This window comes from Phycicoccus sonneratiae (genome assembly GCF_016887965.1).
In the GTDB taxonomy this organism is placed as follows: Bacteria; Actinomycetota; Actinomycetes; order Actinomycetales; family Dermatophilaceae; genus Phycicoccus; species Phycicoccus sonneratiae.
In genome coordinates this window covers 21,333-41,964 of the sequence record NZ_JAFDVD010000010.1, presented here as the reverse complement: position 1 = coordinate 41,964, position 20,632 = coordinate 21,333, and the positions used below count along the sequence as shown (strand labels likewise).

At 74.1% G+C, this 20,632-nt stretch carries 20 protein-coding genes; 9 read left to right on the top strand and 11 right to left on the bottom strand.

Features of this window, described 5'->3' with window-relative positions:
* The first annotated feature begins 86 nt into the window (after positions 1 to 86).
* Positions 87 to 938 carry a formyltetrahydrofolate deformylase gene (gene purU, locus JQN70_RS10320; protein WP_204131258.1) on the top strand — a complete coding sequence of 284 codons (852 nt, stop codon included), beginning with the start codon at positions 87 to 89 and terminating at the stop codon, positions 936 to 938.
* A 3-nt stretch (positions 939 to 941) separates the two neighbouring features.
* On the opposite strand, the gene JQN70_RS10315 is transcribed toward purU, so the two are convergent.
* Positions 942 to 1,121, bottom strand: coding sequence for a hypothetical protein (locus JQN70_RS10315; RefSeq protein WP_204131257.1), 180 nt, complete (start codon positions 1,119 to 1,121; stop codon positions 942 to 944).
* Between the two features lie 85 nt (positions 1,122 to 1,206).
* Between JQN70_RS10315 and JQN70_RS10310 the strand changes: the two genes are divergently transcribed.
* The gene (locus tag JQN70_RS10310; protein ID WP_204131256.1) at positions 1,207 to 1,956 is read left to right on the top strand and encodes a glycoside hydrolase family 16 protein; all 750 of its coding nucleotides are present in this window, start codon (positions 1,207 to 1,209) and stop codon (positions 1,954 to 1,956) included.
* Here the strand turns inward: JQN70_RS10310 and JQN70_RS10305 are convergent.
* Positions 1,953 to 2,402 (bottom strand): hypothetical protein, encoded by a 450-nt coding sequence (locus tag JQN70_RS10305; protein WP_204131255.1) that lies wholly within the window; start codon positions 2,400 to 2,402, stop codon positions 1,953 to 1,955. The two genes, JQN70_RS10310 and JQN70_RS10305, sit on opposite strands and share 4 nt — an antisense overlap.
* Positions 2,403 to 2,696: 294 nt before the next feature.
* Between JQN70_RS10305 and JQN70_RS10300 the strand changes: the two genes are divergently transcribed.
* On the top strand, positions 2,697 to 2,909 hold the full coding sequence (locus tag JQN70_RS10300) for a hypothetical protein (protein WP_204131254.1): 213 nt from the start codon (positions 2,697 to 2,699) through the stop codon (positions 2,907 to 2,909).
* Here the strand turns inward: JQN70_RS10300 and JQN70_RS10295 are convergent.
* Entirely contained in the window at positions 2,881 to 3,462 is a 582-nt protein-coding gene (locus JQN70_RS10295) for a CGNR zinc finger domain-containing protein (RefSeq protein WP_204131253.1), read from the bottom strand. The two genes, JQN70_RS10300 and JQN70_RS10295, sit on opposite strands and share 29 nt — an antisense overlap.
* Before the next feature lie 26 nt (positions 3,463 to 3,488).
* Between JQN70_RS10295 and JQN70_RS10290 the strand changes: the two genes are divergently transcribed.
* Positions 3,489 to 4,700, top strand: a complete 1,212-nt coding sequence (locus tag JQN70_RS10290; RefSeq protein WP_204131252.1) for an MFS transporter — start codon at positions 3,489 to 3,491, stop codon at positions 4,698 to 4,700.
* Here the strand turns inward: JQN70_RS10290 and betT are convergent.
* Genes betT through JQN70_RS10275 form a run of 3 tightly spaced genes read right to left on the bottom strand, consistent with a single transcriptional unit; the run spans position 4,624 to position 9,936 of the window.
* Positions 4,624 to 6,711: a choline BCCT transporter BetT gene (gene betT / locus JQN70_RS10285; protein ID WP_204131251.1), complete on the bottom strand. Its 2,088-nt coding sequence runs from the start codon at positions 6,709 to 6,711 to the stop codon at positions 4,624 to 4,626. The genes JQN70_RS10290 and betT overlap by 77 nt on opposite strands.
* Positions 6,712 to 6,733: 22 nt before the next feature.
* Entirely contained in the window at positions 6,734 to 8,413 is a 1,680-nt protein-coding gene (gene betA / locus JQN70_RS10280) for a choline dehydrogenase (RefSeq protein WP_204131261.1), read from the bottom strand.
* A 53-nt stretch (positions 8,414 to 8,466) separates the two neighbouring features.
* A complete protein-coding gene (locus JQN70_RS10275) occupies positions 8,467 to 9,936 on the bottom strand; it encodes an aldehyde dehydrogenase family protein (RefSeq protein ID WP_204131250.1) in 1,470 nt (489 codons plus the stop codon).
* 256 nt (positions 9,937 to 10,192) lie between these two features.
* Between JQN70_RS10275 and JQN70_RS10270 the strand changes: the two genes are divergently transcribed.
* Positions 10,193 to 10,678, top strand: a complete 486-nt coding sequence (locus JQN70_RS10270) for a nitroreductase/quinone reductase family protein (RefSeq protein ID WP_204131249.1) — start codon at positions 10,193 to 10,195, stop codon at positions 10,676 to 10,678.
* Between the two features lie 20 nt (positions 10,679 to 10,698).
* On the opposite strand, the gene JQN70_RS10265 is transcribed toward JQN70_RS10270, so the two are convergent.
* A complete protein-coding gene (locus JQN70_RS10265) occupies positions 10,699 to 11,202 on the bottom strand; it encodes an AAA family ATPase (protein WP_204131248.1) in 504 nt (167 codons plus the stop codon).
* A gap of 245 nt (positions 11,203 to 11,447) precedes the next feature.
* On the opposite strand from JQN70_RS10265, the gene JQN70_RS20905 reads away from it, so the two are divergent.
* The 3 genes from JQN70_RS20905 to JQN70_RS10250 all read left to right on the top strand — a co-directional run bounded on the left by JQN70_RS20905 (position 11,448) and on the right by JQN70_RS10250 (position 13,889).
* Positions 11,448 to 13,163, top strand: a complete 1,716-nt coding sequence (locus JQN70_RS20905; protein WP_307835913.1) for a helix-turn-helix transcriptional regulator — start codon at positions 11,448 to 11,450, stop codon at positions 13,161 to 13,163.
* A gap of 123 nt (positions 13,164 to 13,286) precedes the next feature.
* Positions 13,287 to 13,619, top strand: a complete 333-nt coding sequence (locus JQN70_RS10255; protein WP_204131247.1) for a YdhR family protein — start codon at positions 13,287 to 13,289, stop codon at positions 13,617 to 13,619.
* Between the two features lie 42 nt (positions 13,620 to 13,661).
* The gene (locus JQN70_RS10250) at positions 13,662 to 13,889 is read left to right on the top strand and encodes a tautomerase family protein (RefSeq protein ID WP_204131246.1); all 228 of its coding nucleotides are present in this window, start codon (positions 13,662 to 13,664) and stop codon (positions 13,887 to 13,889) included.
* A gap of 19 nt (positions 13,890 to 13,908) precedes the next feature.
* Here JQN70_RS10250 and JQN70_RS10245 read toward each other — a convergent pair whose 3' ends face one another.
* The gene (locus JQN70_RS10245; RefSeq protein ID WP_204131245.1) at positions 13,909 to 15,297 is read right to left on the bottom strand and encodes an L-serine ammonia-lyase; all 1,389 of its coding nucleotides are present in this window, start codon (positions 15,295 to 15,297) and stop codon (positions 13,909 to 13,911) included.
* 82 nt (positions 15,298 to 15,379) lie between these two features.
* Between JQN70_RS10245 and JQN70_RS10240 the strand changes: the two genes are divergently transcribed.
* Complete coding sequence (locus tag JQN70_RS10240; protein ID WP_307835912.1) at positions 15,380 to 16,231, top strand: RecB family exonuclease; 852 nt, start codon at positions 15,380 to 15,382, stop codon at positions 16,229 to 16,231.
* A 14-nt stretch (positions 16,232 to 16,245) separates the two neighbouring features.
* On the opposite strand, the gene JQN70_RS10235 is transcribed toward JQN70_RS10240, so the two are convergent.
* Genes JQN70_RS10235 through JQN70_RS10225 form a run of 3 tightly spaced genes read right to left on the bottom strand, consistent with a single transcriptional unit; the run spans position 16,246 to position 20,494 of the window.
* Positions 16,246 to 17,202 carry an electron transfer flavoprotein subunit alpha/FixB family protein gene (locus JQN70_RS10235; RefSeq protein WP_204131244.1) on the bottom strand — a complete coding sequence of 319 codons (957 nt, stop codon included), beginning with the start codon at positions 17,200 to 17,202 and terminating at the stop codon, positions 16,246 to 16,248.
* On the bottom strand, positions 17,199 to 17,972 hold the full coding sequence (locus JQN70_RS10230; RefSeq protein ID WP_204131243.1) for an electron transfer flavoprotein subunit beta/FixA family protein: 774 nt from the start codon (positions 17,970 to 17,972) through the stop codon (positions 17,199 to 17,201). Before JQN70_RS10230 ends, JQN70_RS10235 begins: the two co-directional genes overlap by 4 nt.
* Positions 17,969 to 20,494, bottom strand: a complete 2,526-nt coding sequence (locus JQN70_RS10225) for a GcvT family protein (RefSeq protein ID WP_204131242.1) — start codon at positions 20,492 to 20,494, stop codon at positions 17,969 to 17,971. The genes JQN70_RS10230 and JQN70_RS10225 overlap by 4 nt, the downstream gene beginning before the upstream one ends.
* Positions 20,495 to 20,632 lie beyond the last annotated feature (138 nt).

Here is a 20,632-nt window from a genome sequence, read left to right as displayed (position 1 = left end):
GCCCCCCCCCCGGTGGGGCCGGGCCCGGGGGCCGGCCCGGGGGGCCGCCCCGGCGCCGCCGGGCCGGACCTCCGTACCGTGGGGGCGTGCCCGAGTACGTCCTGCTCCTGTCCTGCCCCGACCGGCCAGGCATCGTCGCGGCGGTGTCCTCGGTGCTCTTCGAGCACGGCGCCAACATCGAGGAGAGCCAGCAGTACGACGACGTCCGCACCGACCAGTTCTTCATGCGGATCCGGTTCTCCGCGACCGACGGAGGCCCGGGGCGCGACGGCTGGAGCGACCTCCTCGCCCCCGTCGCCGAGCGGTTCGGGATGCAGTGGTCACTGCGCGAGGCCGCGGAGCCGTTCCGAGCCCTCATGATGGTCAGCCGCTTCGGCCACTGCCTCAACGACCTCCTCTTCCGCTGGCGCAGCGGGCAGCTCAACCTCGAGATCCCCGCGGTCGTCTCGAACCACCGCGACCTGGAGCCGCTCGTCACCTCGTACGGCACCCGGTTCGTCCACCTGCCGGTGACGGCCGACACCAAGTCGGAGGCGGAGGCCCGGCTGCGCGAGGTCGTGGCCGAGCACGACGTCGACCTCGTCGTCCTCGCGCGCTACATGCAGGTGCTGTCGGACTCCCTGGCGCGCGACCTCGAGGGGCGCGTCATCAACATCCACCACTCGTTCCTGCCCTCGTTCAAGGGCGCGAAGCCCTACCACCAGGCGCACGAGCGCGGGGTCAAGCTCGTCGGGGCGACGGCCCACTACGCGACGCCCGACCTCGACGAGGGGCCGATCATCGAGCAGGACGTCGTGCGCGCCGACCACCGGATGACGCCCGAGGACCTCGTGCGGGCCGGCGAGGAGGTCGAGTCGCGGGTGCTCGCCCGGGCGGTCCGCTGGCACTGCGAGTCGCGGATCCTCCTCAACGGCACTCGGACCGTCGTCTTCGACTGAGGCTCAGGGGGTCCGGTGGCCCGACACCCGGACCCGGGGCGGCTGCGGCACCTCCGGAACCTGCGGCCGGGGGATGCGGGGCAGGTGGAGCTGCCGGGGGGTGTGCTCGCGGCGGGCGAGCTGCTCGGTGGTCCAGTCGGACGGCGTGACGGAGCGGGCCAGGCCGGGGGTCATCATCCTCATGCACCGGAGGAGGCCGGGTGCCGGCTCCTGATACGTGCTCGGCGTCGGCCTCGCGTCCGGTCCTGCCCGTCGGTACAACTGGCGCATGAGCTTCCGCGACGACTTCCCCGGGCCTGATCTCGACCGTTCGGTCTGGCTGCCGCACTACCTGCCCGCCTGGAGCACGCGCGGGGCGACGGCCGCGTCGTACCGCATCGGCCGAGACGGGCTCGTCCTCGACGTGCCGGTGGACCACCCGGTGTGGATGCCGGGTGAGCACGACCCGCCGCTTAGGGTGTCGGGCATCCAGTCGGGCAGCTGGTCGGGTCCGGCCGGCAGCACCCTCGGGCAGCAGCGCTTCCGCGACGGGCTCGTCGTGCGCTCCGAGGAGCCGCGTTTCGAGGGCTGGCTGCCGTCCTCGGGGCGCGTCGAGATCCGCTGCCGCATGGCGTTGTCCCCCAGGTCGATGGCGGCCCTCTGGCTCTCCGGGTTCGAGGACGACCCCGCCCAGGAGCGGTGCGGCGAGCTGTGCGTCGTCGAGATCTTCGGCGGGTCGGTGCGGGACGGGTCGTGCGAGGTCGGGGTCGGCATCAAGGCCTTTCGCGACCCCGCCCTCACCCAGGACTTCGACGCCCCTCGGCTGCCCGTCGACCCCGCCGACCCGCACACGTACGCGGTCGACTGGGACGCCGACGAGGCGGTGTTCACCGTCGACGGCCAGGTCGTGCGCCGGTGCCCGAACCCGCCGACCTATCCGATGCAGCTGATGGTCGCCGTGTTCGACTTCCCGCGGTGGTCGGTCGGCGGCGACGACGACCTCGTGCCCGAGCTCGTCGTCGAGCACGTCGCGGGCTAGCCGCGGGCGGAGTCCTCGGGGGTCGCGGCGTGGCCGGGGCGGCCCGCGGTGCGGCGGTCCTCCTTCATCTCCGCCTCGAAGACGTGCCGGCGGCCCTCCATCAGCTCCTCGCGGGCGCGCCGCTCGTGCTCGCGGAAGCTCGCGTAGTAGCCGTCGTCGTACTCCTCGACGACCTGGAAGGACCAGCGCCCGGCGAGGACGTTGCGCCCGACGAGGTCGGTCTCGAGGCGGTCGGCGAGGTCGCCGTGCCCGGCGTCGCGCAGGGCCTCGACCGCCTCGCCGAGGGTGAGGTCGGCCGTGCCGCAGCGACGGTGGAAGGCGTAGAGGTGGCCGCGGGCCTCCTCGACCACCTCGAGCGCCTCGGAGAGCTTGCCGAGCGCCGCGACGGTGGCGTCGCTCGTGCCGCGGGGGCGGGAGTGGGCGTCGTCGACGGAGTCCGTGGCCATGGGGCCGACGCTACGGGGGCGGGGCTGTGGAAAAGCCTGCGGCGGTCCGGCCGGTTTGCGCCACCCTCACGCCATGAGCTTCGAGGACCTGCCCCAGCCCTGGGACCACCTGCCCCTCACCGACCCGCTCCTCGCCGCGGACGTCGTCGACCTCTTCGTGTCGCACGCCGACCGGGTCGCCGGGTGTGCGGCCTTCCTCCTCCTCGACGAGGACCTGCGGCTCGCCCAGCCCTGCGTCATGGGGGAGGTCCTCCGGACGGCGACCCGTGGGAGCTGCGGCACTCCCTGGTCGAGGTGTTCGGGCAGCTGCCCTTCGCCGGGATGCTGTTCGCCCGCGGGCGCGACGGGTCGGTCCTCGTCACCGATGCCGACCGCCGGTGGCACGAGGTCGTGCTCGACGTCTGCCGGCGGGCGGAGCTGCGGCTCGTCGGCGCGTTCCTCGCGACGCCGGCCACCGTGCGCTCCTTCCCGCCACCGCTCACCGCGGTCGACGGTCTCGCGTCCTGAGCCGGTGGGCCGCCGCCTTGACCCGGTTCTGGCAGCGGGTCGAGCAGAACCGGCGGTGGGTGTTGCGGCTGCGGTCCACCCACACCCGGTCGCACCCCGGCGCCCCGCACACCCCGAGCCGGCTGCCGAGGTCCCCGCCGATGGCCATCGCGAGCCCGGCGGCGATGCCCGCGGCCCACCCGCGCGCGAACGTCGTGTCGGGCCCGTGGAAGTGGATGGCCCAGCGGCCGTCGTCGTCGCGGTCGAGCTCGGGGTGGGCGTCGGTCCGGCGCAGCATCGCGTTGACGAGCCCCGCGGCCGCGTCCTCGTCCTCGCGGTCGAGGGCCTCGAGCACGCGGCGGGCCTCGTGCACCTCGGCCACGAGGGCCGTCACCTCCGGCCCGGACGGGGTGGGCTCGTACCCGTCGTACCGCACGGCCCCCACGACCGCCGCCCGCAGGGCCGTCCCGGTGGGCGCGGGGTGGGGCCGGCCGCCGTCCGTGCCGGGCGTGACGGCGTTGACGAGCGCGACCGTGGCGTCGAGCACCGCGTCGACGTGACTGTTGAAACGCATGTCTGAGGTTACCTAGGCTCGGGAGAGTGTCACTGCTCACCAAGCCTACGTCAGTCACGGGTGTCCTCGTCGCCGCACGGGTCGTCAACCGCCTCGGGGGCGCCGGGATGGCCTTCCTCGGGGTGCGGATGACCCGCGACCTCGGGATGCCCCTCGAGGCGACCACCCTCGTCCTCGCCGCCTTCGGCCTGGCCACCATCCCCTCCCGAGTGCTCGGGGGAGTGCTCACGACGCGGTGGGGACCGCGGCCGGCGCTCGTCGCGGGCCTCGCCGCCGCCGGGGTGGCCCAGGCCGTCGTCGCGGCCGGGAGCACGGTGGCCGTCGTCGTCGCCGGGGTGGTCCTCCTCGGGCTCGCCTACGAGGTGATCGAGCCCGCGACCCAGACGGCGGTCGTGGCCGGCGTCGACCCGGCCCGCCGGGCGTCGCGGTTCTCGCTGCTCTGGGCGAGCCTCTCCGTGGCCGGGGTGCTCGCGGGCGTCCTCGCGGCCTTCGTCACGCAGTGGGGCGTCGGCGCGCTCTTCGCCGTCGACGCGGCGACCAGCCTCGCGGCGGCCGCCCTCGTCGCCCTGCTCCTGCCACGCCTCCCGGTCCACCGCGTGCACCGCGCCTGGCGGGCGGCCCTGCGGCCGCGGGTGCTCGGGTGGAGCGCCCTGTGCACCGTCTCGGCGACGGTCGTCATGGTCGTCGTCCTGCTGCTGCCCGTCGTCGTCGATCGGGCCGGGCACCCGCCGACGCTCACCGCGTGGCTGCTCGTCGCCGGGGCCGCGAGCGCGCTCGGCACCCAGCGACTGCTCGCCCGGGTCGAGGCGCGGGCCCCCACCCACCACGTCCTCGCCGCGGGGTTCCTCCTGTTCGCCGGGGCCCTCGCGCTCTGGTCGGTCGGTGGGGTGCGGGCGCTCGTCGCGGGCGCGGTGCTCGAGGGGGCGGCGGGCTGCCTCGTCGTCGGCCCCCAGATGGCGGTCGCCTCCCGCCTCGCGGTGCCGGGCTCGGAGGCCGCCGTCATGACCGTGCAGGGCCTGTCGTGGGGGGTCGCCTCGGTGCTGGCGCCGCTCGTCGGCGGCGCGCTCCTCGGCGAGGGCGAGCGCACCCTCTGGCTGGCCTGCGCCGCGGTGGCCGTCGTGCTGGCCACCGGGCACGCGTCGTGGCCGGCCCGCCCGGACCTCAGCCGCTCGTCGTCGGCTCGGCCATCCGCAGGAACTCGAGGTGTCGTTCGTAGTGGTCGAGGCAGTCGTGGATGACCTGCGCCGCCGACCAGCCCATGACGTCGTACCCCTGCCCGCCGTCCGCGAGGTGCACCTCGAGCCGGGCGTAGGTGTCGCGGCTCTGGATCATCCGGCCGCCGTAGGTCGGCACCGGGGCGATCTCGACCTCCACCCGGTAGACGAAGGGCGGCTCGGCGGCCGGGGTGCGGAGGGTCACCGAGGGCGCCTCGCCGTCGGCCCCGACCTCGCAGGTCGCCTCGACCTCGTGCCGGCAGAGCTCCTCGGCGACCTCGGCCAGGGCGGGGGCCACCGTGGTGTGCAGGTGCCCGACGGCGTCGTCGCGGTCGACGAAGTTCGTCGCGCGCGCCAGCCGGGCGCGCCACGAGGTGGCCCGGTCCTCCCGCCGAGCGGTCGCCGCCCGTGCCGACAGCAGGCCGTACATGCTCTGCGCCCGGCTGTCCGCGCGACGGCCCTCGACCCGCAGGGCCCGGACGAGCCCCACCATGACGAGGACGAGGACGGCGGCGAACGGCAGCCCGAAGATGATCGTCGCGTACTGCAGCGCCGTGATGCCGCCGACGAGGAGCATCGCGATGGTCAGCAGCCCGGTCGCCGCGGCCCAGGTGATGCGCAGCCAGCCGGCGGCGTCCTCGGTGAGGTCGCCGAGCCGGCTCGTGAGGTTGGCCATGACGAGCGCGCCGGAGTCGGCCGAGGTGACGTAGAAGAGCAGCCCGACGAAGAACGCGAGGCCGATGACGACCTTGCCGGCCGGGTACTGCGAGAGCAGGTCGTAGAACCCGATGCCCGTGAAGTCCTGCGCCGCCTCCGCGAAGCCGGTGTCGCCGCCGCGGATCCGTTCGATCGCGGCGTTCCCGAAGATCGAGATCCACATGACGATGTACGCGAACGGGATGACGAGGGTGCCGAGCACGAACTGCCGGATGGTCCGCCCGCGCGAGATGCGGGCGAGGAACAGCCCGACGAACGAGGCCCAGGCGACCCACCAGGCCCAGAAGAAGAGCGTCCACGTGCTCATCCACGTGGCGTTGTCGACGAACGGGAAGGTCTCCATCGTCTTGGCCGGGAAGGTGCGGAGGAAGTCGCCGACGTTGGCGACGGCCCCGTTGAGCAGCAGCGCGGTGTTGCCGGTGACGAGCACCCACGCCGCGAGCCCCAGCGCCAGGAGGACGTTGAGCTGGGACAGGAACCGGATGCCACGGTCGACGCCGGTGGTCGCGGAGACGGCCGCCATGACCACCGCGAGGGCGGCCAGCGCGATCTGGGCGCCGGTGCCGACGCCGACCCCGAAGAGCACGTTGAGCCCGACGTTGAGGAAGACGACGCCGATGCCGAGCGACGTCGCCACGCCGAAGATCGTCCCGAGCACGGCGGCGGTGTCGACGGCGTGCCCGAGCGGTCCGTCGATGCGTCGGCCGAGCACCGGGGCGAGGGCCGAGCGGACGGCGAGCGGCAGCCCCTTGCGGTAGCAGAAGTAGCCGAGCGCCAGGCCCATCAGCGCGTACATGCCCCAGCCGGTGACGCCGTAGTGGAAGAGCGTCCAGACCGTCGCGTCCCGGGCCGCCTCGATGCTCTCGGGGGCGGGGCCGCCCTCCGGCGGGGCCACGTACTGCGTGGCCGGCTCGACGACGGAGTAGAACATCACGTCCGTGCCGATGCCGGCGGCGAAGAGCATCGAGGCCCAGGCGAAAATCGAGAACTCCGGGCGCGAGTGGTCGGGGCCCAGACGGACGTCGCCGTAGCGGGACAGGCCGAGCCAGACGACGAAGCCGAGCACCGCCGTCGCGAGGAGCACGTAGAACCAGCCGAACCACTCGGTGGCCCACGTCGTCACGGCGCCGAGAGCACTCTCGGCCGACGACGGTGCGAGGAGCCCCCAGAGCGCCACCACGAGGACGCCGACGAGCGAGGCCGCGAACACCGGCATCCGCACCGGTGGCCCGCCGAGCACTCCCGTCGTCCCGGAGCCCACCGGCGGCGGCCCCTCCGGCGAGACGTCGGTCGGCGGGCTGTCGGTGGCGGCGCTCATCGGGTCCTCCTGGGTGGGGCGGTCAGGGCGTGGGCGGGTCGAGCGGGCTGCCGGCGCGCACGTCGTACCAGGGCGCGTCCGAGGGCGGCAGCGGGGTGGCGCCGCTGATGAGGTCGGCGGCCTTCTCGGCGAGCATGACGACCGGCGCGTAGATGTTGCCGTTCGTCACGTACGGCATCGCGCTGGCGTCGACGACGCGCAGGCCCTCGGTGCCGTGCACGCGCATCGACGTCGGGTCGAGCACCGAGAGGTCGTCGGTGCCCATCCGGGCCGTGCAGCTCGGGTGGAGGGCGGTCTCGGCGTCGGCGCGGACCCAGTCGAGGATCTCCTCGTCGGTCTCGACCGTCGCCCCGGGAGAGATCTCGCCGCCGTCGTAGGGCGCGAGGGCGGGCTGGGACAGGATGTCGCGCGAGACCCGGATCGCCTCGATCCACTCGCGCCGGTCCTGGTCGGTCGAGAGGTAGTTGAACTGCATCGCCGGCTTCATCCGGGGGTCGGTGCTGCGGATGCGCAGCCAGCCCCGGGCGTCGGAGTACATCGGCCCGATGTGCACCTGGTAGCCGTGGCCCTCGACCGGGCTCGAGCCGTCGTAGCGGATCGCGATCGGCAGGAAGTGGAACATGAGGTTCGGGTAGTCGACGTCGTCGTTGCTGCGGACGAAGCCGCCGCCCTCGAAGTGGTTGGTCGCCCCGAGGCCCTTGCGCAGGAACAGCCACTCCGCCGCCAGCTTCGGCCGGTTGCGGTAGGCGAGCCCGGGCGCGATCGACACCGGCTGCGTGCACGCGTGCTGGATGTAGACCTCGAGGTGGTCCTGGAGGTGCTCGCCGACGCCGCGCAGCCCGGAGACGACGTCGATGCCGAGCGGCCGGAGCAGCTCGGGGTCGCCGACGCCGGAGAGCTGGAGCAGCTGTGGGGTGTTGATCGCCCCGCCGGAGAGGATGACCTCGCCGGCCCGCACCGTGTGGCGCCGACCGAACGCGAGGTACTCGACACCGACCGCGCGGGTGCCCTCGAAGAGCACCTTCGTCGTCAGCGCGAGGGTGCGGACGTGGAGGTTCGGCCGGTCCATCACCGGGTGCAGGTAGGCGCGCGCGGCGGAGAGGCGCCGGCCGCGGTGGACGTTGCGGTCGAAGGGCGCGAAGCCCTCCTGCCGGTAGCCGTTGACGTCGGTGGTGCGCGGGTACCCGGCCTGGACGGTCGCCTCGAAGAAGGCGGTGAAGAGGGGGTTGGTGGCCGGGCCGCGCTCGAGGACGAGCGGCCCGTCGCCGCCGCGCCACTCGTCGGCGCCGGCGAGGCAGTTCTCCATCCGCTTGAAGTAGGGCAGGCAGTGGGCGTAGTCCCAGTCGGCCATCCCCGGGTCGGCGCCCCAGCGCTCGTAGTCCTTGGGGTTGCCGCGCTGGAAGATCATCCCGTTGATCGAGCTCGACCCGCCGAGCACCTTGCCGCGGGCGTGGTAGACCCGCCGCCCGTTCATGTGCGGCTCCGGCTCGGACTCGTACTTCCAGTCGTAGAACCGGCTGCCGATGGGGAAGGGCAGGGCCGCCGGCATGTGGATGAACGGGTCGAGCTTCAGGTCGTTGCGGCCGGCCTCGAGGACGAGGACGCTCGTGCCCGGATCGGCCGAGAGGCGGTTGGCGAGGACGCATCCGGCGCTGCCGCCCCCGACGACGACGTAGTCGACCCGGTCGGGGACCTCGGCCATCGTCGTCCGGTCGCGCAGCCGCCGGGCGGTGTCGGTGACGCGGTCGGTGATGCTCACGAGAACCACCCCGTCGGTGCCGGCTCGGTGTTCTCCCACACGTGCTTGGTCTCCTGGTACTCCTCGAGGCCGAGCTCACCGAGCTCGCGGCCGATGCCGGACTGCTTGTGCCCGCCCCACTCGGCGGGGGCGACGTAGGGGTGGTAGTCGTTGACCCACACCGTGCCGAGCCGCAGCGCCCGGGCCACGCGCCGGGCCCGCTCGGGGTCGCCGGTCCACACCGCACCGGCGAGGCCGTAGCGGGTCGCGTTGGCGAGGCGGACCGCCTCCTCCTCGGTGCGGAAGGTCTCGACGGTGAGGACCGGGCCGAAGGACTCCTCCTGGACGACGTGCATGTCGACGCTGCACCGGTCGAGGACGGTCGGCAGGTAGTAGTAGCCGCTCGCGAGTCGCTCGTCGTCGGGGCGGGCTCCGCCGCAGCGCAGCCGGGCGCCCTCGGCGAGCCCGGTCGCGACGTAGTCCTCGACCTTCTTCAGGTGCTCGGCGCTGGTCAGGGACCCGGTCTGGGCGTCCTCGTCGAACGGCGGGCCCATCCGGATGGCCCCGGCGCGCTCGACGATCGTGTCGACGACCTCCTCCGCGATGGACTCCTCGACGAGGAGGCGGGCGCCGGCCGAGCAGACCTGCCCGGAGTGCAGGAACACCGCCGTCATCGCGTTGTCGATCGCGGCCTCCCGGTCGGCGTCGGCGAAGACGATGTTCGGGTTCTTGCCGCCGAGCTCGAGGGCGACCCGCTTGACGGTGTCGGCGGACTGCTTCATGAGGTGCTTGCCGACGGCGAGGCTGCCGGTGAACGACACGAGGTCGACGCGTGGGTCGGTGGACAGCGGGCCGGCGCACCCGGGGCCGGTGCCGAGGACGAGGTTGGCGACGCCGGCCGGCACCCCGGCCTCCTCGATCGCGCGGACCATGAGGATGGTCGAGTGCGGCGTGATCTCGCTCGGCTTGAGGACGAACGTGCTGCCCGCGAGCAGGCACGGCGCGACCTTCCAGCTGGCCTGCAGCAGCGGGTAGTTCCACGGCGTGATGAGCGAGCAGACGCCGATCGGCTCGCGGACGACCCGGCTGCGCACGTGCGGCTGGCCGGGGTCGACCTCGCGGACGCGCTCGACCTCCTCGCCCTTGCCGGCGTAGAACCGGAAGACGCTGACGACGTCGGCGACGTCGAGCTTCGCCTCCTCGAAGCGCTTGCCGGTGTCGAGCGCCTCGGCCCGGGCGATCTCGTCGGTGTCGCGCTCGAGCAGGTCGGCGACCCGGCCGAGGAGGGCGGCCCGCTCGGTGGGCGGGGTGTCGCGCCAGCGGCCGTCGTCGGCGGCGCGGCGGGCGGCGTCGACGGCCCGCAGGGTGTCGGTCTCGTCGGCCTCGTCGACCTCGCCGACGGTGGTGCCGTCGGCGGGGCAGACGATGGTGCGACGACCTCCGGCAGCGGCGCCGACCCAGGCGCCGTCGAGGTACAGGTCGGCCATGGTCGTCCTGACTGTCGGGGTGGGGGACGGATGGACCAGCCTGTCGGAGAGCCGCTCCGGCCGTCAAGGAGCGCTGGTCGAGCGGCTGCTCCGGGGGGCCCGGTGCCCGGGCCGCAGCGCCCCTGTGACCCGCGTCGCGGATCCGGGTCCGGCTGTCCCGGAGGCGCGTAGCGTCGAGGGCGGGAGGTCGGTCATGGTCGCCACGAAGCCCTCGTCACGACGCTGCACACCATCGAGGGGGCGCGGCCGACGACGGGTGCAGTGGCCCCTCCGGGTGGCCGGGGCGGTGGTCGCCGGCGTCGTCCTGCTGCCCGTCGCCCACGTCCTCGCCTGGCGGGCGCGGTGGCAGCCGGGCCTCGACCTCCTGCGCCGCATCCACCGCCGGGTCCGCCCGCTGATGATGGGCAGTGCAGGCCGGCCGGGGAGGGAGCTGGCCGCCGTGCACCACACGGGCCGGCGGACGGGGCGGCCGTACGCCACGCCCGTGTGGGCGCACCGCGTCGGGGACGCGTTCTACGTCGGGCTGCCCTACGGCACGACGACCGACTGGGTGCGCAACGTCCGGGCCGCCGGCGGGTGCGTCGTCGAGCGCGACGGCGTGCGCCACGAGGTGGCGGCCCCGTCCTTCGTTGGGCTCGACGGCCTGCCGCCGGAGCTCGGTCCGCGCCGGGCGGGCTTCCGTCGCCTGGGGGTCACGACCTTCCTGCGGCTCGAGGTGCGCTCCCCGGCGACGGCGTCCTGACGCGGCCGGGGCGCGCTCGCCTACGTACGGCCGTCGCGCGGGACGTGAGCGAGGATCGCGTCGACGACCTCGGCCAGCGGGGCCGTCGCGTCGATCCGGATCCCGTCCGGGACGCCCTCCCCGGTGCGGTGCAGGCGCTCCACGAGCGCCCGCTCCTCGGGATCCGCGCCGAACTCGTCGGCCGGCCGCTCGTCGAGCCGGCGGCGCAGGGTCTCCTCGTCCACGGTCAGGACGAAGACGCCGTCGAGCAGGTCGACGAAGCCCGCGACGTTGCGCGACCCGCCGCAGAGGAAGGTCACCGGGTGCGCGGGGTCGGCCACCAGCCGCCGCACGGCCGAGACGTCCCAGAGGTGCGTCCAGTGCGTCGGCTCGCCCGTCCAGGGCTCGCCGGTGAGCGGGTCACCGACGTAGGCGAGGTCGGTGTCGCCGTTGACGGCGTGGTGCCCGCGGCGCCGCAGCTCGTGGCACACGCTCGTCTTGCCGCTCGTGGAGACGCCCTCGACGAGGTAGTTCCGGTGGCCCACGGCCGCCACGGTACGCGGCCCGGGACCCTTCCGGACCGGGGCCGCGCGGCGGTACCGTCCGAGGTCACAGGTGTGGGAGGTGGCGCCATGTCCACGATCGCCGACCGGGTCCGTGAGTCCGCCGCGCGCGAGTTCGTCGGGCGCCGCCGCGAGCTCGACCTCCTCGGCGACGCGGTCCGCGCCGACGAGCCGCCCTTCCTCGTCGCGTTCGTCCACGGTCCGGGGGCATCGGCAAGAGCAGCCTCGTGCGCCGCGTCGTCGACGGCCTGCCCGCCGCCGTCCGCTGCCTCCGGCTCGACGGCCGCGACGTCGAGCCGACCCCCGAGGGGTTCTGCCGGGCCGTCGGCCGGGCGCTCGGTCTGCCCGACGAGCACCCGACGCCGACCCGGCTCGCGCGGGCCCTCGACGACGGCCGCACCGTGCTCGTCGTCGACACCTACGAGGTCCTCGGCCTGCTCGACGCCTGGCTGCGCACCCGCTTCCTGCCCGCGCTGCCGGCGAGCACGCTGACCGTCCTCGCGGGCCGCGACCGCCCGGCCGCCGCGTGGTACTCGGCCCCCGGGTGGGGCGGTCTGGTCACCGAGCTGCCGCTCGGGCCCCTCACCCCGGACGAGGCCGCCGCGCTGCTGCGCTCGCGGGGGCTCGACGCGGCCGCTGCGGCGCGGGCGGCCGAGTTCGCGCGGGGCCATCCGCTCGCCCTCGAGCTCGCGGCGGCCGCCGTCCGAGCCGACCCCGGCGAGGTGCGCGACGCCCCGAGCGCGCCGGCCGGCCTCCTCGAGTCCTTCCTCGGTGGGCTGCCCGCCACCACGGTCGAGGCCGTCGAGGCAGCGGCCACCGTGCGCCGCGTGACCCTGCCCGTGCTCGCCGCCCTCCTCGACGACGACGGCGAGCGGTTCCACCGGCTCCGCGAGCTGCCGTTCGTCGAGACGACGGAGGAGGGCCTGCTCCTCCACGACGTCGTCCGCGACACCGTCGGCCAGGACCTCTCGGTGCGCGACCCCGCGCGTCGCCGCGACTACCGCCGACGGGCCCTCGAGCACCTCACGACCCGGGTGTCCGGCGGGGACCCGTGGCGGCACACCGCCGACCTCATGTTCCTCATCGAGAACCCGGTGGTGCGCGACGCCTGCTTCCCGAGCGCGCGCCCCGAGCACGCGGTCGAGCCCGCCGGCCCGGGCGAGCGTGCAGCCGTCCTCGACATCGCCGGCGCCCACGAGTCCGCGGGCTCGGCGCGCCTGCTCGCGCAGTGGTGGGACCGGCACCCCGGCTCGTTCTCGGTGGCGCGCAGGCCGGACGGGCAGGTCGAGGCCTTCGTCCAGATCATCGAGCTCGCCGACGTCGCGCCGGACCTGCTGGCCACCGACCCGGTGGCCGCGGCGTGGCGCGCGCACCTCGACGCCCACCCGCTCGGACCCGACGCCACCGTCCTCGCGATGCGGCGCTGGCTCGGGCGCGACTCCGGCGAGCTGCGCTCCCCGCCGGTCTCGGCCTGCTGGCTCGACGTCAAGCGCGTCTACATGCAGCTGCGCCCGCGGCTGCGGCGCATCTACTCCGTCGTCGTCGACCTCGGGCGGCTCGGGCCGATCTTCGTGCCGCTCGGCTTCGCCCCCGTCGGCGAGCCGGTCGAGCTCGACGGCGTGCGCGCCCAGCCGGTCTGCCTCGACTTCGGCCCCGGGAGCGTCGACGGGTGGCTGGCCCGGCTCGTCGGCGCCGAGACGACGCCGGCCCCGGACGCGCCCCCGCCCGGTCCGTTCCTCACCGGGCTGACCAGCCGCGAGCTCGAGGTGCTCCGCCTCGTCGCGGCGGGCCGCACCAACCGGGAGGTCGGCGAGCTGCTCTTCATCAGCGCGAAGACGGCCAGCCGCCACCTGTCGAACATCTTCGACAAGCTCGACGTGCGCACCCGGGCCGAGGCGGCGCGCATCGCCGCGGAGGGCGGGCTCACCGCACCGCCGTCCTGAGCAGCACCGACGTCGGCCCTACGACATCCGGGTCACGACGACGACGTGATCGCCCGATGCGGCCACCTGCGGCCCGTTCGTAGCGTCGTGGGGGTCAGCTCGTCGCACCCCCAGGAGGTTCCCGTGCACGCCGTCGTCATCACCTTCGACCTCGTCGACATGTCCCCGGAGCAGTACGCCCGGGTCGCCGCCGAGCTCGCACCGTCGTTCGAGGCGCTCCCGGGCCTGCTCACCAAGGTGTGGCTCGAGGACGTCGAGCACGCCCGGCGCGGCGGCTTCTACCTCTTCGCCGACGCGGCCTCGGCCGACGGCTTCCTCGGGTCGGCCCTGGCCCGCGGGGTCGCCGAGAACCCGCACTTCGCCGGTCTCGAGGCCCGGCGCTTCGCCGTCGACGAGACGACGACCGCGCTGACCCAGCCGCGGGTCGTCGTCGTGTCCACCCCGGTCGGCGCCTGAGCGCCGCGCCACCCACCACCACTCACACCGCAGGAGGTCGTCGTGCCGTTCATCGACGTCAAGGTCATCGCCGGGGTCTTCTCTCCGGAGCAGAAGCAGGAGGTCGTGCGCCGGGTCACCGACGCCATGGTCTCGGTCGCGGGCGAGAACCTGCGCCCGGTCACGTGGTGCGTCGTGCAGGAGGTGCCGAGCGGCGAGTGGGGCATCGGTGGTCAGCCGATGACCACGGCCGACGTGCGGGCCCTCGCGGCCGGGGCACCTCCCGGCTGAGCGCGGGGAGGGGAGGCCGTCAGCACTCGATGACGTTGACGGCCAGCCCGCCGCGCGCGGTCTCCTTGTACTTGACCTTCATGTCACGACCGGTGTCGCGCATCGTCTTGATGGCCTTGTCGAGCGAGACCACCGCGCTGCGGCCGTCGCCGCGCAGCGACAGGCGGGCGGCGGTGATCGCCTTGACCGAGGCGACGGCGTTGCGCTCGATGCAGGGGATCTGCACGAGGCCGCCGACCGGGTCGCAGGTCAGGCCGAGGTTGTGCTCGATGCCGATCTCGGCGGCGTTCTCGACCTGGCGCGGGGTGCCGCCGAGGACCTCGGCCAGCGCTCCGGCGGCCATCGAGCAGGCCGACCCGACCTCGCCCTGGCAGCCGACCTCGGCGCCGGAGATCGAGGCGTTCTCCTTGTAGAGCGTGCCGATGGCGGCCGCGGTGAGGAGGAAGCGCACGACGCCGTCGTCGTCGGCGCCGGGGACGAAGCGCGTGTAGTAGTGCAGGACCGCCGGGATGATGCCCGCCGCACCGTTCGTCGGTGCGGTGACGATGCGTCCGCCCGAGGCGTTCTCCTCGTTGACGGCGAGGGCGTAGAGCGTGACCCAGTCCATCGCGGCGAGCGGGTCGCCGGCGTGCTCGCGCCGCAGCTGGCGCACGAGCCGGGGGGCGCGGCGCTGCACGCGCAGCCCGCCGGGCAGGACGCCGTCGGTGCGGCACCCGTTGTCGACGCACTCCTGCATGACCTCCCAGAGGTGCAGCAGCCCGGAGCGGACCTCGGCCTCGGTGCGCCACGACAGCTCGTTGGCGAGCATGACGCCGCTGACCGGCAGGCCGCTCTCGTCGCACTGGGCCATCAGCTGCTCGCCGGTGGTGAACGGGTACCGGACGGGGGTGTGGTCGGGGACGATCTCGCCCTGACCCACCTCGTCCTGGTCGAGGACGAATCCGCCTCCGACGGAGTAGTACTCGCGCGTGCGCAGCGGCTGCTCGCCCTCGGTGGGCTCCGGGGAGACCCACGCCGTGAAGCGCATGCCGTTGGAGTGGAAGGGGAGGGTGGCGCGGCGGTGGAGGACGACGTCGGCGTCGGGGTCGCAGCGGACGTCGTGGGTGCCGCCGAGGTGGAGCACGCCGGCCGAGCGCACCTCGTCGACCCGGCCCTCGGCGGCGCGCGGGTCGGTGGTCTCGGGGGTCTCGCCCTCGAGACCGAGGAGCACCGCCTTGACCGACCCGTGCCCGTGGCCGGTGGCCCCGAGCGAGCCGAAGAGCTCGGCGCGCACCCGGCCCACGCGGTCGAGGAGGCCGGCCTCGCGCAGCCCGGTGACGAAGGTGTGCGCGGCGCGCATCGGGCCGACGGTGTGCGAGCTCGAGGGCCCGATGCCGACGGAGAACAGGTCGAAGGAGGAGATGGCCATGGCGGGCTCAGTGTGTCATCCGTCGGCGCGTCCTGGGGACGGCGCGGGAGGAGGGTCGGTGGCAGCGGCTACCGTCGGAGGGGTGAGCACGACGGGGGAGCAGGTGCGGCCGCAGCAGGCGGCCTTCCCGGGCATGCCCGAGCCGCTGTGGGGCGGCAGCCCGAGCAAGCTGCTCGCCTTCCTCGACTGCCCGCGCCGCTACCGGATGCAGTACCTCGACACCCCGCGCCCACCCGCACGGGCGCAGCGGGCGCACACCTCGCTCGGCAACTCCGTGCACAACGCGCTGCGCGACTGGTGGGACGCCCCGCAGCGCACGCCCGAGGCCGGTGGGCGGCTCGTCGAGAAGGCCTGGATCGACGTCGGCTTCCGCGACGCCGAGCAGTCCGGCCGCTGGCGGGCGCGGATGCGCGACGCCGTGGCGGCCTACCTCGAGTCCGCCGGCCCGCTGCCGCGTCCCGTGGGCATCGAGCGCACGGTGTCGTTCGTCAGCGACGACCTGCGCGTCCAGGGCCGCATCGACCGCCTCGACGACCGCGACGGCGAGCTCGTCGTCGTCGACTACAAGACCTCGCGCCAGGTGCCCACCGACGACGACGCGCGCACCTCGCTGCCGCTGGCGCTCTACGCGGCCGCGGTCTGGAAGATGTTCCGCCGCCCGGTGCGCCGCGTCGAGCTGCACCACGTCCCCTCGGGCACGGTCGCCGCGCACGAGCACACCGGCGAGTCCGTCGGCCGGCACGTCGAGCGGGCGCGCTCGATCATGCGCGACGCCCGGCGGGCCGACGCCGACTTCGCCCGGCACGGTGCGCAGTCCTCGATGTTCCCCGCCGTCACCGGGCCGCTCTGCGGCTGGTGCGACCTGCGCGCCCACTGCCCGGAGGGGCAGGCGGCGGCTCCCGAGAAGGCCGACTGGGCCGCGCTCGAGGACTGAGGGCGACCGGCGGGTCAGCCCAGCTCCTCGAGCACGGCGGGCAGCACCTCGTGCATGTCGCCGATGACGGCGTAGTCGGCCTTGGTGACCATCGGGGCGTCCGGGTCGGTGTTGACGGCGATGATCGTCCGGCTCGACGCGCAGCCCGCCCAGTGCTGGATCGACCCGGAGATGCCGCACGCGAGGTAGAGGTCGGGGGCGATCCGCGAGCCGGTCTGGCCGACCTGCTCGTGGTGCGGCCGCCAGCCGAGCGAGGTGACGACCCGCGAGACCCCGACGGCCCCGCCGAGCCGCGTGGCGAGGGCGTCGACGGCCGAGAAGCCGTCCGGCCCACCGGCGCCGCGGCCCGCCCCGACGACGACCCGCGCTCCCGTGAGCCCCGAGGTGTCGGCCTGCTCGCGCTTCTCGACCCGCGCCACCTGGGCCCGCAGGTCCCGGGGGTCGACGGCGACGGCGAGCCGGGAGACCGTCGCCTCGCCCGCGGCGTCGGCCGGCTTCGGGTCGACGGCGTGACCGGCCATCGTCATCAGCCGCACCCGGCTGTCGACGGTGGCCCGTTCGAGGGCGGCCCCACCGACCACCTGGCGCTGGACGACGAGCGGGTCCAGCGACTCGACGGCGACGACGTTGGCGGCCATCCGCAGGTTCCGGCGGGCCGCGACGTGGGCGAGCACCTCCATGCCCCGCCCGGTGCCGGGGGCGAGCACGACGTTCGCCCGGGCGGCCCGACCGGCGGCCTCGACGACCGCCGCCCAGGCCGCCGCGGCGTAGCGCTCGAGGGCGGGGTCGACGGCCTCGTGCACGACGACGACGCCCATCTCGCGGCAGTCGGCGACCACCGCCTCGCCGGCCTCCCCGACGACGACGGCGTGCAGGTCGCCGGCGCCGAGCGAGCGCGCGAAGGTGAGGGTCTCGCGGGAGACGAGGGAGGCGCGGCCCTCCTCGACCTCGACGAGGACGACGACGCTCATCCGTGCACCACCTTGAGCTCGCGCAGCACGGCCACGAGGGCCGGTGCGGCAGAGGGTCCTTCGCCGAGGACGGTCACCTCGCTGGGTGGCGGCTCGGGCACGGTCAGGGCGTCGCGGCCCGAGCCCGACGCGGTGCCCGACCAGGCGACGGTCTCGACCTCGGCCTTCTTGGCGCGCATCCGGCCCATGACGCTCGGGTACCTCGGCGCGACGCCGCCCTCGAGGACGGTGGCGACCGCCGGCAGGTCGACCTCGTAGACCTCGGTGCCCTCCGGCCCCTCCCCGCGCAGGGTCGCCCGGTCACCCTCGACCTCGACGGTCTGGATGCCGGCGACGACCGGCCGGTCGAGGAGGTAGGACAGCCGGATCCCGACCTGGAAGTCGCCGGTGTCGGCGGCGTCGTTGCCGAGCAGGACGAGGTCGTACCCCGTGCCGGCGGCCTCCCGGCCCTGCACCGCCTCCGCGATCGCGGACGCGACGTCGGCCGGACCGAGCAGGTCGGCGTCGGCCTCGACGAGGATGCCGTCGGTGGCGCCGACGGCGATGCCCGAGCGGATCTGCTCGATGCTGTCCTCGGACCCGACCGAGAGCACGGTGACGGTCCCGCCGGACGGCTCGGCGAGCTGTACGGCCAGCGCGACCGCAGCCTCCTCGTGCGCGCTCGTCGTGTACCCGGCGAACCGGCCGTCGACGCGCAGCCCGTCGGGCGTGAGCACCACCTCGCCGGTCGGGTCGGGGACCCGCTTGACGCAGACGAGGACGTTGGTCACGCCAGCCCCCGGATCCGGGCGTTCTCGGGGTCGAAGAGCGGCGTCGCGTCGACGGCGGCGACGGTGACCGGGTAGAGCTCCTCCATGTACGACACGGCGAGCTGGTTGCCGAGGGTCGCCTGGTCCGGCGGGAGGAAGGCCATGAGCACGTGCTTGCCGAGGCTGGGGGCGGACCCCGCCGTCGTGACGTAGGGGTGGTGGCCGTGGCCGTCGGTGAGCGTGCCGCCCTCGCGGGTGAGGATCGGCTCGCCGCCGAGCATGTAGCGCTTCACGCCGCTCGCCGACGTGTGGTCGTCGACGGTCAGGGAGCAGAGCACGGCCTTCGGCGCCTCGCCGGCCTGGGCCACGACGGCCTCCTTGCCGATGAAGTCCTGCTCCTTCCACTTCGCGCGCGACATGCCGGTCTCCATCAGGGTGCGCTCGGTGTCGAGCTCGTACCCGTACGCGCGGTAGCCCTTCTCGATGCGGCCGGTCGTGCCGTAGACACCGATGCCGACGGGGACCATCCCGAGCGGGGTCCCGGCCTCGAGGAGCCTCTGCCAGAGGGCCGCTCCCGACTCGATGGGTACGTACAGCTCCCAGCCGTACTCGCCGACGTACGAGATGCGGGAGGCGAGCACCGACAGCGTGCCGACCTCGACCTCGCGGCAGGTGCCGAACGGGAACCCGGTGTGCGACATGTCCGCCGAGGTGACCGACGAGACGATCTCGCGGGCCTTCGGGCCCCAGACGCCGATGGTCGTCCAGGCCGAGGTGAGGTCGACGACGACGGCGCCGCCGTCCTCGGGCATGCGGTCGGAGAACCACTTCTTGTCGGCCATGCCGTGCGCGCCACCGGTGACGACCCGGAACCGGTCGTGGGCCAGGCGCATCACCGTGAGGTCGGAGCGGAAGCCGCCGGTCTCGTCGAGCACGGGGGTGTAGACGACGCGGCCGATGCGGACGTCGGCCTGCGCGACGATGATCCGCTGCACGGCCTCGAGCGCCTTCGGCCCGACGACGTCGAAGATCGCGAACGCCGAGAGGTCGACGAGACCGGCCGTCTCGCGCATCTGGAGGTGCTCGGCGTTGATGATCGGGCTCCACCAGCGGGCGTCCCACTCGTGCTCGCGCGGCATCGTCTGCTCGGGGCCGAACTTCTCGACGAGCCCGGCGTTCGAGGTGTACCAGTGCGGGCGCTCCCAGCCGGCGGCCTCGTAGAACACCGCGCCGAGCTCCTTCTGGGACTCGTGCATCGGCGCGAGGCGCACGTTGCGGTTGCTCGTGTACTGCTCGCCCGGGTGCACGATGCCGTAGGTCTTGATGAACGACTCCGACGTGCGCGCCTTGACGTGCGCGCGGGTCTTCTGGTGCGGGTGGAAGCGCGCGATGTCGCTGTGCCCCAGGTCGATCTCGGGGTTGCCGTGGGTCATCCACTCGGCGACGGCCCGGGCGGTGCCGGGGCCCTCCTTGATCCACACGGCGGCCGCCGACCAGAGGCCCTTGACCTCCGGGGTCTCGCCGAGGATCGGGTAGCCGTCGGGGGTCAGCGAGAGCAGGCCGTTGATGGCGTAGCGGATCTCGGCGCGCTCGTCGCCGAGCAGCTCGGGCATCAGCTCGAGGGCCTGCTCGAGCTGGGGGTCGAAGTCGTCCTCGGTGAACGGCAGCTCGGTGGGGGAGAGCTTGCTCTGCTCGATGGACGGGATGTCCTCGGGGTCCCAGAGGATCGCGCGGTGGGCGTAGGAGCCGACCTCCATGTCGGAGCCGTGCTGGCGCTCGTAGCAGAAGGTGTCCATGTCGCGCACGATCGGGAAGCTGATCTCTCCCGGCCGCTCGGCGAGCACCTCGCACGGACCGACCGAGATCATCTGGTGCACGGCCGGGGTCAGCGGGATGTGGGCGCCGGCCATCCGCGCGATCTTCGGGCTCCACACACCGCAGGCGATGACGACGGTCTCGGCCTCGATGGTGCCCTGGTTGGTCTCGACGGCGCGGATCCGACCGCCCTCGACGACCATGCCGGTGACCTCGACGTTCGGCACCGTGGTGAGCGCGCCCTTCTCGACCGCGCGCTCGCGCATGATCGTGCCGGCCCGCAGGCTGTCGACGACGCCGACGGTCGGGAACCACGCGGCGCCGATGATGACGTCCTTGTCGAGGAAGGGCACCTTCTCGGCGACCTGCTCGGGGGTGACCAGCTCGGCGGGGATGCCCCAGGCCTTGGCGCTGCTCATCCGGCGGCGCAGCTCCTCCATCCGCTCCTCGGTGCGCGCGACCTCGAAGCCGCCGGACTCGGTGAAGACGTCGAGCTCCTTGTACTGGCGCATCGAGTCGAGGGTGATGTCGGCGAACTCGCGCGAGTGGTCGACCGGGAAGATGAAGTTGCTCGCGTGGCCGGTGGAGCCGCCGGGGTTGGGCAGCGGCCCCTTGTCGAGCTGGACGATGTCGGTCCAGCCGAGCTCGGCGAGGTGGTACGCGAGCGAGTTCCCGACGATCCCCGCGCCGATGACGACGCAGCGGGCGGAGGAGGGGAGAGCGGCCATCGAACGGTCCTTCCGGGCGTGCCAAGTGGTGCGTGATACGCAACAGGTCGCACATGGTGCAACACGAGGTCACAGTCTGGCAGACCCGCTGCCCGCTGCCAACCACCCGTCCACGACCGGGACGGGTGGTCGGCGGCG

Coding starts and splice junctions, on each gene's coding strand:
- JQN70_RS10315 (WP_204131257.1), bottom strand. CDS start 1,121: ATGAGGATGATGACCCCCGGCCTGGCCCGCTCCGTCACGCCGTCCGAC.
- JQN70_RS10310 (WP_204131256.1), top strand. CDS start 1,207: ATGAGCTTCCGCGACGACTTCCCCGGGCCTGATCTCGACCGTTCGGTC.
- JQN70_RS10305 (WP_204131255.1), bottom strand. CDS start 2,402: ATGGCCACGGACTCCGTCGACGACGCCCACTCCCGCCCCCGCGGCACG.
- JQN70_RS10295 (WP_204131253.1), bottom strand. CDS start 3,462: ATGCGTTTCAACAGTCACGTCGACGCGGTGCTCGACGCCACGGTCGCG.
- betT (WP_204131251.1), bottom strand. CDS start 6,711: ATGAGCGCCGCCACCGACAGCCCGCCGACCGACGTCTCGCCGGAGGGG.
- betA (WP_204131261.1), bottom strand. CDS start 8,413: ATGGCCGAGGTCCCCGACCGGGTCGACTACGTCGTCGTCGGGGGCGGC.
- JQN70_RS10275 (WP_204131250.1), bottom strand. CDS start 9,936: ATGGCCGACCTGTACCTCGACGGCGCCTGGGTCGGCGCCGCTGCCGGA.
- JQN70_RS10245 (WP_204131245.1), bottom strand. CDS start 15,297: ATGGCCATCTCCTCCTTCGACCTGTTCTCCGTCGGCATCGGGCCCTCG.
- JQN70_RS10235 (WP_204131244.1), bottom strand. CDS start 17,202: ATGAGCGTCGTCGTCCTCGTCGAGGTCGAGGAGGGCCGCGCCTCCCTC.
- JQN70_RS10225 (WP_204131242.1), bottom strand. CDS start 20,494: ATGGCCGCTCTCCCCTCCTCCGCCCGCTGCGTCGTCATCGGCGCGGGG.